At 56.1% G+C, this 2,620-nt stretch carries 2 protein-coding genes; both read right to left on the reverse strand.

Features of this window, described 5'->3' with window-relative positions; genetic code table 11:
* Nucleotides 1-168 precede the first annotated feature (168 nt).
* A complete protein-coding gene (locus HZR81_RS23310) occupies nt 169-573 on the reverse strand; it encodes a MerR family transcriptional regulator (protein ID WP_046622472.1) in 405 nt (134 codons plus the stop codon).
* An 815-nt stretch (nt 574-1,388) separates the two neighbouring features.
* Nucleotides 1,389-2,620, reverse strand: a 1,232-nt coding sequence (locus tag HZR81_RS23315) for an ATP-grasp domain-containing protein (protein ID WP_500129367.1), incomplete at its 5' end; no start/stop codon positions are given.

The raw sequence follows: 2,620 nt of genomic DNA on the forward strand, positions 1-2,620 counted from the left end.
TTCAATAATCAGGGTTTGATCGGTCGCCGTATTGCTGCTCACTTGGTTACCGGTAGGTGGCAGAGGGCCGTGATTGCGGGAAGCAGTGGGACTATGATTCATGGTTGAGTCCTTATTACCGAAGTCAGAATTAATACCGCCGAGGCGCCTGCAAGCTGAGCTTGGGCTTTACGAGGTAAAGTCTTCAATCAGATGGCAGAGGCTGTTGCCGCTGGGCAGCCGGTCTGGCTTACTGCCCCACTCGTTGAGTGCAGTGAGCATGCGCTTGCGCAGTTTTTGCATATCGTCAAACCGTTGCGTGGTTTGCTGCAGGCGCAGGGCAAACAGGTGGCGCACCGTGGGGCAGGCGCTTTTGCCTCCGTCGGCCTCATTTAGTATCTGCGCAACATCGGCCACAGAAAAACCTAGTCGCCGTGCACTTAAAATGAAGCGAAGACGTTGCTCATCGCGTTCACGATATATCTTATAACCATTGGTTTGATCTTTTCCGGGCACTACAAACCCGGCACGGGTGTAGTAGCGAATGCTGTCGGCGCTAATTCCGAGCTTTTTAGCCAACTCGTTAACCCGCATCGTCGTCTCCTCACTGAATATTGCGATGCAAACACGGTGGACCATCTCAGCAGCCTGCACTTGATGCAGATCAACCTGCCGCGCCTAACCTAGGATTAGTTCTATTGTCTTGTACACCTGTGTGTAACACACAGGTCAAGCGACCACCCTGTGTAATAGGCACTTGAGTACGAAATAGAGGCGGCTGCTGACTATGCTCCGGGCGAAATCCGCTCTCAACCAGGCACTCATGGCTCCAGCTTAGGCAACTCTTCCTTACAGAGGGCTTAGGCCAAGATTTCATTTCTGTAAGCTTCAGATAGAGGCGATCGACTCGCCCACACTTTAAGGCATTGACGTCGCAGCTGGCTGCTGAGCCTGCGTGATGAACATCTTAGCGGCCCCATCGAGAAACGGCCGTCCCAGTCTGTTCATAACTCCAAGGAAGTCATTGATCCATGCAAGCCGTGTCAGACCTGATCGGACGCCACTGTCGCGGAGGCACCGTGGAATTGGTAGCACCGGACGGTCGACGCTGGCGGTTGGGCTCGGGCAACCGGTGGCCGCAGTGCGGATTCGCGATCCGCCGGTAATTAGCACCTGACCTTAGCCGCAGCTTACATGGGCGGTCACTGGGAACCCCTAGAGGCCGACCTGGCCGAGGTGCTGCCGGTCTGCATCCGCAATCTCGGCAGTCTGGAACCCGGCTTCCCTGGCGTCCGCTGATGGGCACAGTTGGAAGAACGCAACACACGACTACACGCACGGGCCAGTATCAGCCATCATTACGACAACACGACGCCAGATCGGTGCTCCACACTGCGTCCGGTACTGCGCTAATGGTTCTGAAACAGCAAATGGTTAATGAGACGATGCTCTTCTGGCGTTGGTAGGGCAGTAGCGTCTACATTCCCAGCACCTACCGATTCCGAGTCTTTTGCGAAACCAGCCGCGGGGTGAAAAGCGCCATCGGCGTTGAAAGCAACCCAGCCGTACCATTCTCGGATGACCTTGGACGGATGGTTGCCCTCCATTGCAACATACCAGTCCGCCAGTCGGAAACGTTTACCGGCAAGTGTTGAGGTAGCCTTTTCGGCTCGAACCAACGCGAGATATAGCGGGTGCGGCAGCTCCTGTACGGCGCCGGTTTCGTCGAGTAAGAACGTGAACGAAGCGTGCGACCATTGCTCTGTAGAGCCGGCTCGCTTCTCTTCCTCCCCTAAGGTAAACACGGGGGCAAAACCGCCTCCCTCTGTTCTGAAGTTGGTCGTCTGGCCTTGGTAGACCCTGGCAGCGTTCCACTGCACCTCGCCAGCATAAGCGTACGCGCGCAGGTCAAACTTCATCGGTCGTACCTGAGGGTCGGCGACGGTTCTACGCTCGCCAGGAGCTACAAGGGACTGGGCGACGTAGTTTCCGCCAACGATTTCTTCCCAAACGCGCTTGGTGAGCTTGTCTCCTCGGTATGCACCGCGACTACCAAACCCGCTGACGGGCTTGAAGAAGAGGCTACGGCGGTTTTGCCAGAGGTGCTCTGCGTTACCATGCCCGACAGGCACGGTAAGCGGGACGTATTGGGCCAATACGGCTCGGATTTGCTGACCAACGCCAATCTCTTCCAAAAAACGTCCGTTGGTTAGGTCAACCAACCGGCGTTTGTCGGCATAAAGGGCATAGGCCTGAGGGTGCGGCGTTACCGTCACGACATCAGCCAAATAAGCGCTGCGCAGCGCGCTGCAATTGTCACCTTCCAGATAGAAATCGGTGAGTCGGTTATAGACGAGATCCACAGGCTTTCCGTCGACCAAGAGGCACTCGTTGTGAAAGGCCAGATCGGCTGGGTCTGCGATTAGGCAGTCGATTCCTGCTGACTCGAATAACCGCTGAAAAAGAAGGAACTCCGGATACAGGTATTGGGCTTGTGGGCTTTCATCCAAGATCACCACGCGCGTGAGCGGACGTTGCTCGCCGCTCGCAGACCATTCTTGGGCGAACATATGCAGAATCGATTGTTCGAAGCCTCCGGGCCATTCCTGCCCCGGCGATAGTCCGACTACGCCGCTGCAAC

The organism is Pseudomonas sp. LM13 (assembly GCF_041381355.1).
Lineage (GTDB): Bacteria > Pseudomonadota > Gammaproteobacteria > Pseudomonadales > Pseudomonadaceae > Stutzerimonas > Stutzerimonas frequens.